The sequence below is a fragment of the Mesorhizobium sp. WSM4976 genome (assembly GCF_029625685.1).
GTDB lineage: Bacteria > Pseudomonadota > Alphaproteobacteria > Rhizobiales > Rhizobiaceae > Mesorhizobium.
This window is the reverse complement of record NZ_JARTVT010000002.1, coordinates 348,718-357,159: the sequence shown is the minus strand read 5'-3', so window position 1 is coordinate 357,159 and position 8,442 is coordinate 348,718. Positions and strand designations below refer to the sequence as shown.

The window sequence follows — 8,442 nt, the reverse complement described above, 5'->3', positions numbered from 1 at the left end:
CTTCGCGTTCTCGTCCTCCAGAGCCTTCAGGCGCTTGGCGTCGGACACGTCCATCCCGCCATACTTCGCCTTCCAGTTATACAGCGTCGCCTCCGAGACCCCGTGCTTGCGAGCCAAATCGCCCGCCTTCGCTCCCGCCTCGTGCTCGCGCAGAACCGCAATGATCTGCTCTTCCGTGAACCGCTTTCTCTTCATCAGTCCGTCCTTCGATCAAGGGCCGGACTCTAATCTCAGATGGAGGAAATTCTCAGTGGCAGGTGAACGCCGGCCCATCGGGCTCTCGACTCGGATTAGGGCAAGTCCAGGCTCTCCTCGAATTACTTCGCCACAGGAACGTCAGTAGGTCTTGAGCCTGGGCAGTGTCCTTTTCAGCTGCGTGCCAATTCTGGACTCCGAAACGACGCCGTCCACCACGATGGTGCGCCCCTTCATGATGGTGCGGACGGGCCAGCCGGTCACTTCCATTCCTTCGTACGGCGTGTAGTCGCAACCGTCCTGCAGGAGGTCGTGGGTTAGGGTGACCTTCTTCTTGTCGTCCCAAAGCACCAGGTCGGCATCGGCTCCCACCGCGATCGTTCCCTTTTGCGGATAAAGCCCGTAGCGCTTGGCATGGTTGGTCGAGGTCAGCGCCACGAAGCGGTTTAAGCTTATCCGGCCCTTGCTCACGCCTTCGGAGAACAGGATCGGCATGCGCGCCGCGATCCCGGGTATGCCGTTGGGAACGTAGCGAAAGCTCCTCCTGCCCTTGGCATTGTTCTTGCCGGCTTCGTCCTCGTAGCGGAAGGGGCAGTGATCGGACGAGAAGACTTCGAAAACGCCCTGCTGCAGCCCCTCCCAACAAGCAAGCTGGCTGTCGACGTCCCGGGGGGGCGGACTGCAGACATACTTTGCGCCTTCCATGCCGGCGCGATCCATATCGTTCTCGGTCAGCACCAGATATTGCGGGCAGGTCTCGCCATAGATGGCCAACCCACGCTGTTGGGCCCGGCGTATCTCCTCCATCGCCTGCCGGTTGGAGACATGGACGATCATGATGTCCGTATCGACGAGTTCGGCCAGGCTGATGGCTCGATGCGTGGCTTCTCGCTCGACCACGACGGGCCGAGATGGGCCGTGGAAGAAGGGCGCGGTGTTTCCCTGCCGCTCCAGTTGGTCGGTCAGGAATTTGATCGTGTCATAGCCTTCGGCGTGGACCATGACGAGCGCGCCATGCCGGCGCGCGACGGCCAGCACTTCGAGGATGTCGCGGTCGCGCAGTACCAGGTCGTCATAGGTCATGAATATCTTGATCGAGGTATATCCCTCCTCGATCAGCGCCGGCAGCTCCTGGCCGAGCACCTGCGGCGTTGGATCGCTGATGATCAGATGGAAGGCGACGTCGACATGGCAATTGCCTTCGGCCTTGCGCTCGTATTCGGTGATCGCCTCGCGCAGCGTCTGCCCCTTGGCCTGCAGACAGAACGGCAACACGGTCGTGTTGCCACCGACGGCGGCCGATCGGGTGCCGGTCTCGAAATTGTCGGCCATCACGATGCCGGGACTTCCCGGCTGGTCGAGATGCACGTGGCTGTCTATCCCGCCCGGTATGACTAGCAGGCCGGACGCGTCGATGACTTCCGGCGCGCCCTCCAGGTTCCGGGCCAGGACGAAAATCCGGCCGTCCTCTATTCCGATATCGGACCGGAAGCGATCGGTCGCCGTGACGACGGTGCCGCCCTTGATGATCATATCCAATGGCATGTCGAAGCGTCCCGATTATCGGCTACAGAGAAAACTCGATGTTCTGCGCACCGTGCCAAAGGACCTTCTTGCCCAGCTCGGCCAGGTTCTCCTGACCTTCGGTGACCGTGAGGAAATGATTTCCGGCAAGCTGGCCCATCTTGCTCGCGAAATTCACGCCGCCATAGGCCAGCAGGATCTCGGTCTCGCTGAAGCCGCCTGGATAGAGGATAAACTGACCGGGCGCCGGATAACTGGTCGCGTTTTCGAAGCTGACGCCGAAATCCGTCTCACCCAGCGGAATCCAGCAGCCTTCGCCGCTCCAGCGAACATGGATGATGCGCTCCTTGTAGGGCAGCAGAGAGAGGAAAAGCGCGCAGGTCTTCGGTGCAAGCTTTTCTTCCAGCCTTGCCTTGAAGCTGAAGTCGCCTGCCTTGATGTTTATCCTCGTCACTTGCTGCTTCTCCGTATTTTCAAAGTTTGCATGGCGTTCATCCTGCCGCATCGCGGAATTGCGATGGCCACCCTTGCAGATGACCAGGCATCGGATCTCAGCCGGATCCGATGCCAAAGCTGTTCATGTCCCTGTTGTCGCGAGGCTTAGTTCGGCACCGGTATGGGCTTTACGAGATTGGGCTCGAGCCAGTCGGCCGGCGGCGTGCAGTCGGTGCAGTTGATGCCCGGCAGCGTGTCGGCATATTTCACCGGGGGCAATTCCTCGATCTTCGCGCCGGCTTTCGGGTTGCCGGTCTGCACGGCATCGATGCTCAGTTCCGGCAACAGCTTGCCGTCGAGCGCGGTGTCGAGGAACAACGCCGACACTTTGTCGGCCGGGAAGGTGTTGCAGCCGTTGACAAAGGCGTCGCCCGGGCAGACCTTGACGTCCTTGGGCTCGACCCAAGGCAGCGGAAACTCGACATTCTGCTTTTCGAGCTTCTTCTTGCCGGTCACCACCTCCATCATCAGCTTGAAGGCATAGCCGCCCACCGAGGGCCCGGAGCTCGAGGAAACGCCCTTGAGACCCTTCGCCTGCATGGCCGGATCGGCAATGGCGAGACGGTAGCCGTTGTTGGATTGGCCGGCCATCGTCACGAGGCGGTCCGGACGACCGTTCATCACGGCCTGCAGCGATCCGTAGCTGCCGTCGACGCTCCAGATACCGTCGATGTTGGGATGGGCGGCGAGGATCTTGGCGACTTCCTCCTGCGAGGTCGCATCGTTCCAGTTGCCATAGAAATCGCCGACAATCTTGATGCCGGGATATTTCTTGAAGACGCCGTATGCCTGCTCATCATAGGTCTTGGTTACCGTCGTGCCGGCAACGCCGTGATTGAACACGACCTCGCCCTTTCCGCCCATCTGATTGACCATCCACTGGGCAGTGTTGGCGCCGTAGCGGGCCGTGATGCTGCTGACATTGTGGGCGCATGGCTGCGTGACGGTGGCGTCGTAGGTGAAGACGGCGATGCCCTTGTCGCAGGCCTGCTTGACAACCCGATTGAGCGCGGTCGGGGAGAGAGGCATGATAAGGATCGCGTCGGCGCCGGCGGCGATCATGCTCTGCAGGTCGGAAATCTGGCGCTGCACGTCCGTGCCCGAGATGACGGTCTTGAACTCGATCATCTTGTCGTAGGGCGGCGTCGCCGCGAGCGCCTTGATGCCGTTGGCCGCCGCCGCCTGCCATGAATTGCCGCTGTAGCTCATGTTCAGGAACACCTTGTAATGATCCTTGGCATTGGCTTGGCTCAGCGGAACCACGCATAGCGACGAGACCAGCGCGGCCGCGGCCGCCTTGGCTATACCCCTGGATATTCTCTTGCCTTCCATTTGCTCTTCCTCCTTTTGGCCGTCGTTGTCCGGTCAGCGTCTTTGCGCGGACCGACTGCTTTGGAGCAGAAGCGCTCCGATGATTATGCCGCCCTGGATGACGCTGCGCAGGCCCTGCGAGAGGCTGAGGATCGTGATCACGGTCGAAAGCGTGCTCAGGAACAGTGCGCCCGCCAGCGTGCCCAGATAGATGCCGGCGCCGCCGGTGACGCGGGCGCCACCGATCACCACGGCCGCGATGGTCGGCATCAGCAGCGCGTTGCCCATGTCCAGCGTCGCGCTCGAGGAGTAGCCGGCGAGCAGGATGCCGGCTATTCCCGCGCACAGGCCGCTGGCGCCGTAGACGGCGATGGTCAGCATCGTGGTCGGAAGCCCGAGCACCCGCGCGGCGCCGGGGCTGCTGCCCATAGCGTAAAGCTTGCGGCCTCCAGCGGTGCAGTTCTGAACCAGCGTCGCAAGCACGGCGAAGACGATCAGGAACCAGACCGGCAGCGGCAGGCCGAGCCAGCTGCCGCTCATGAATTTCTGCAGGGCCGGCGCGACCGGCTGCTGGGAGCTGCCCGCCGTGAGCGCCAGCCCGACGCCGAAGAAGGTCGTGCCCGACGAAAGGGTCATGATGAAGGGCGGCAGCTTGGCCACGGCAACGCCGATGCCGTTGATCACGCCGATCGCCGCGCAACAGACGAGCGCGGTCGGCAGGGCGTAGATCAGCATGTCGTCGCTGCCCCGCGTCATGCCGGCGATGATCATCCCGCCGATGCCCATCACGACACCGATCGATAGGTCGATGCCGCCCGTCAGGATGACGAGCCCCTGGCCGAACGAAGCCACGACGAGGAAGATCGACGTGATCAGGATGGCGGTGAGCTGGTTGAGCGAGCCGAAATCCGAATTGACGAGCTTCATGCTGACGATCAGCGCGACGGTCGCCAGCAGGACCAACGCCGCCGGCTTGGCGTCGGGGCGCAGCCACTGCCGCCGGATCGGCATGTCGATCGCTGCCGTGTCGCCGACAGCCGCGGCCGGCTTGTTCTGCATCACGTTGTTCTGCATCACGCGGGCCTCCTGCGCGCGATCCGCGCCACAAGCGGCGAAAGCTGGCCGAAGAAGATCGCGGCAATCATGATCAACCCGTTGAAAATGTTGGTGTAAAATTCGGCAACGCCGATCGCGAACAGCATCTTCTGCATCACCGTCAGGATGCCCACCCCGACGAGAGAGCCGAGCACGCCCCCACGCCCGCCCATCAGGGACGTCCCGCCGATGGCGACGGCGGCGAACATGTAAAGCAGGAAGGAATCACTGATGCGCGGGTCGCCCGAGCCGATCTCGGCGCTGTAGACGAAACCCGCCGCGCCGTAGCAAAGCCCGGCGATCACGAATGCGATGAACTTGGTCGTCGGAACGTTCAGGCCGGAGAGGCGCGAGGCGACCGGATCGGCGCCGACGGCATAGACCGCGATCCCCCACCTGGTGTTCTTCAGGAACGTCCATGCCAGCGCCAGCGCCACGAACATGATGCCGGCGATCGGGACACCCAACAGGTCGCCCGTCACACCGGAGATGATCGCGTCGGCAACCTCGCCGCCCGGGGCCGGCAGGATGATCAGCGCTATGCCCTGGCACACGATGAGCGAACCGATCGTCACCGCCAGCGACTGCAACCCCAGGATGGCGATCAGATAGGCGTTGATCACGCCGATGGCGAGACCGACCAGAAGCACGAGGGCGAAGGTCCCCATGCTGCCCGGCGCGCCCATGCTTAGCGTCGCGGCCATGACGTTGCAGATGGCGACGACGCCGGCGCCCGACAGGTCGAATTCACCGGTCAGCACGACGATTGTGAGGCCAGTCGCGGCCAAAGCGAGCACGATCGCGTTGTTCAGCAGATTGCCGATGCCGAAGCTCGTTAGCGCCGACGGCTCGTAGATGGCATAGATGGCAAGCATCAGGATGAGCAGCAGGATCGCCGGCAAGGCGCCGCCGCCCACTCGCCGGTACCATGGCGAAGACTGAGCCATCATTGCGCATCCTTCTGGCTGACGGCGGCCAATCCGGCATCCGGTCGCGGCTTGAAACCCGATGCGATGGACAGAAGCCTGTCTTGCGACAGCTCCTCGCGCGGCAGGTCGCCGGCGATGGCGTTGCGATATATGACGAGGCAGCGGTCGCAGAGATGGACGAGCTCATCGAGCTCGGTCGAACAGAACAGGACAGAACCGCCGTCACGGACGAAAGCTGCCATCATGGCGTAGATATTCTGCTTGGCTCCGACGTCGACGCCGCGCGTGGGGTCGAACAGAAGCAGGCATTTGGCGCCGCTGATCAGGGCGCGCGCCAAGATCGCCTTCTGCTGGTTGCCGCCCGACAGCGCCCCAATGCCGAGGCCGAGGAAGCGCTCCGACAGATTGACCGACGGCGTGACGACACTGACAGCGCGACGCTCGGCATTGCGATTCACTAGGCCGAAACGGGTGATGCCGTCGATGACCGGCATCGAAATATTGGCCATCGTCGTCAGGTCGCTGAAGATGCCTTCGGATTTCCTTTCCTCTGGTACCAGCACGACACCATGCTTCAGCGCGTCTCGCGGAGAGCGAATGGCAACATCGACGCCGTCCACCGCAATCGTTCCGGCTGTCACCGGGGACAAACCGACGAGGGCCTTGAACAAGCTCGACTGGCCATGCCCTTCCAACCCAGCGACGCCAAGGCATTCGCCGGGCGCGAGCTTGAAACTGACGTCCTTGACCCCCGGCCCCTTGAGGTTGCGGACCTCAAGCCGAGGCGCCGCGCCGACCCGGATGACGGGCGCCCTGCTGACGAACGTCTCGACCACCGACCGTCCGGCCATGTTGGTGAAGATCTCGTCGTTGGACATGGACTCGACGTCGCTGTCCATGACCTTGCGCCCGTTGCGAAGGATGACGCAGCGACTGCAGAGGCGGCGGATTTCGTCGAGCTTGTGGCTTATGTAGAGGATCGAAGTCCCCTCCGCGACCGCCTTGTCGATCAAGCCGAACAGCCATTCCCGGTCGGACAGAGCGGCGGTCGGCTCGTCCAGTAGCAGCACCGACGGCTTGCGCTGCAGCGCGCGCACGATCTCGATGCGCTGGCGCATGCCCAAGGGAAGGTCGCCGACCAGTACGGATGGCTTTATATCGCGAACGCCATGCGCGTCGAGAATCTCGGCCGCCTGCTGCTCCAGCTTGCGAGTAGAAACCAGACCCAGCTTGTTCCGCTTCGGATGCGGCAGGAACAGGTTCACTGCCACGGAAAGAGTTGGAACCAGGCTGAGTTCCTGGAATGCCGTCGAGACACCCCTGCGATTGCCCTCGACGATCGATCGCGGGCGGTAAGGCTCACCGTTGAGCAGGATCACGCCGGTATCCGGCCAGACCACCCCGCTTATCGATTTGACCAGCGTTGACTTCCCCGCTCCGTTCTCGCCGAGGAGCCCGCAGACCTGTCCGCGCTTCAACTCGAACGACACATCCTGAAGGGCGGTCGTCGCCCCATAGCTCTTGCTGATCGCATTTACCTGGAGGGCCGATGACAAGGTCAGACCTCGCTTTCACGAACGATGCAGACACGAAGGGCGCCGGAGGTCGCGCCATCATTGCCAGCCGGGACGCCGGCGCGATCCGAAGATTGAGCCTCGCGACGGCCAATACCCAGCGTCATGGCGCGATCGATCGCGCTCATCCGCAAGCCAGTCATCTTGTACGTCCTCCACGTCGTGGGCCTGCCTGATCCGCCGGCAGATGGTTCACGTTTCCTCAAACACCGAACCGTCGATAGCTCCTGTGCCCACCGAGTTTATTTGTGTCCCGTATTGTGCACAATTCATTCCCGCATTAGTTTGCCCCTTTGTCAACTCCGCGATGAGGCCTCTATCGAGATTCACTCAACTGCGTATTCGAGCAAGCTAAAAGCCGCCGGGGGATTGTCCCGAAGGGTATCCATGCGGACGAGCCGACACGCGTTTCGGCATAGTTCCACCCTGGGGCGAAACACGCTAATACCGGCGGCGATCCTGTCGTGCTCCGCGATTCCAGGGGCGAAACAATTCTAGCGTACAGCTTTCTGGAAAAGCCTCGCACGGAGGACTTGGATTCGTGGGAAGCTCTCAAGGCAGCAAGGCAAGGTAAGAAACCGTGGAACGCACACTTGTCAGATTTGAGAAGTCACACGGAAGGACCGAAGTGGAGATCCGCAAACGCATCCTTCAGGCGATATTCGAGCAGAGACTCCCGCCCGGGGAGAAAATCACCGAGGAGCAACTCGCAACCACCTTCAATGTCAGCCGCACGGTCGTTCGCCAGGCAATTGCCCGTCTCTCTCAGGACGGCATCCTGGTGAAATCCCCCAATATCGGATCGACGATCGCAGCGCCGACCAGGAAGGAAGCCCGCGACATCCTTGCCGTGCGCCGCATGGTCGAGCCCTGCATCGTCAGGATCCTTGCAAGCGCCCCTTCCAGGCAGGACCTCATCGCCCGCCTGGACCAGCACCTAGCCATGGAAGACGAAGCCAGGCGAACCAAAAGCCGGGGAACGCAGGTCAGGCTGTCCGGCGAATTTCATCTGCTGCTTGCGGAAATGGCGGGCAACCGCATTCTGGTACGCTTGATGAACCAGCTCCAGGCGCTAACGTGCCTGGCCATACTGCTCTATGCGGGCCGCGACGAGGCATGTCCGCCCGACGAGCACAGTCGCATTGCGCGTGGTATCGCCGACGGGGACCACGCCGCGGCCGAAAGAGAGATGTTGAGCCACCTGCACCATGTCGAACAGGACATGAATCTGGAGCGTGGGGTCGACACAGCCAGCTTTACTGAATCGATCGAGTGGCTGCGTGGGCTTGCGGAAGCCGAAAACAAAAAGGTGTGAGGGG

9 protein-coding genes are annotated in these 8,442 nt (G+C 62.2%); 1 reads left to right on the top strand and 8 read right to left on the bottom strand.

What is annotated here, in order from left to right:
* From P9272_RS04065 to P9272_RS04030, 8 genes are all read right to left on the bottom strand, one after another.
* Positions 1-195 (bottom strand): transposase (locus P9272_RS04065; RefSeq protein WP_278159211.1); only part of this gene is annotated, 195 nt, incomplete at its 3' end.
* Positions 196-336: 141 nt separating this feature from the next.
* Positions 337-1,740: a dihydropyrimidinase gene (gene hydA / locus P9272_RS04060; protein ID WP_278159210.1), complete on the bottom strand. Its 1,404-nt coding sequence runs from the start codon at positions 1,738-1,740 to the stop codon at positions 337-339.
* 22 nt (positions 1,741-1,762) lie between these two features.
* Positions 1,763-2,173, bottom strand: a complete 411-nt coding sequence (locus P9272_RS04055) for a DUF3830 family protein (RefSeq protein ID WP_278159208.1) — start codon at positions 2,171-2,173, stop codon at positions 1,763-1,765.
* A 146-nt stretch (positions 2,174-2,319) separates the two neighbouring features.
* Positions 2,320-3,546, bottom strand: a complete 1,227-nt coding sequence (locus P9272_RS04050) for a sugar ABC transporter substrate-binding protein (RefSeq protein WP_278159207.1) — start codon at positions 3,544-3,546, stop codon at positions 2,320-2,322.
* 33 nt (positions 3,547-3,579) lie between these two features.
* Positions 3,580-4,599, bottom strand: coding sequence for an ABC transporter permease (locus P9272_RS04045; protein WP_278159238.1), 1,020 nt, complete (start codon positions 4,597-4,599; stop codon positions 3,580-3,582).
* The gene (locus tag P9272_RS04040; protein ID WP_278159205.1) at positions 4,599-5,567 is read right to left on the bottom strand and encodes an ABC transporter permease; all 969 of its coding nucleotides are present in this window, start codon (positions 5,565-5,567) and stop codon (positions 4,599-4,601) included. Before P9272_RS04040 ends, P9272_RS04045 begins: the two co-directional genes overlap by 1 nt.
* A complete protein-coding gene (locus P9272_RS04035) occupies positions 5,567-7,105 on the bottom strand; it encodes a sugar ABC transporter ATP-binding protein (protein ID WP_278159203.1) in 1,539 nt (512 codons plus the stop codon). The genes P9272_RS04040 and P9272_RS04035 overlap by 1 nt, the downstream gene beginning before the upstream one ends.
* Before the next feature lie 2 nt (positions 7,106-7,107).
* Complete coding sequence (locus tag P9272_RS04030) at positions 7,108-7,266, bottom strand: hypothetical protein (protein WP_278159202.1); 159 nt, start codon at positions 7,264-7,266, stop codon at positions 7,108-7,110.
* 485 nt (positions 7,267-7,751) lie between these two features.
* Between P9272_RS04030 and P9272_RS04025 the strand changes: the two genes are divergently transcribed.
* A complete protein-coding gene (locus tag P9272_RS04025) occupies positions 7,752-8,438 on the top strand; it encodes a GntR family transcriptional regulator (RefSeq protein WP_278159201.1) in 687 nt (228 codons plus the stop codon).
* Positions 8,439-8,442: the final 4 nt, after the last annotated feature.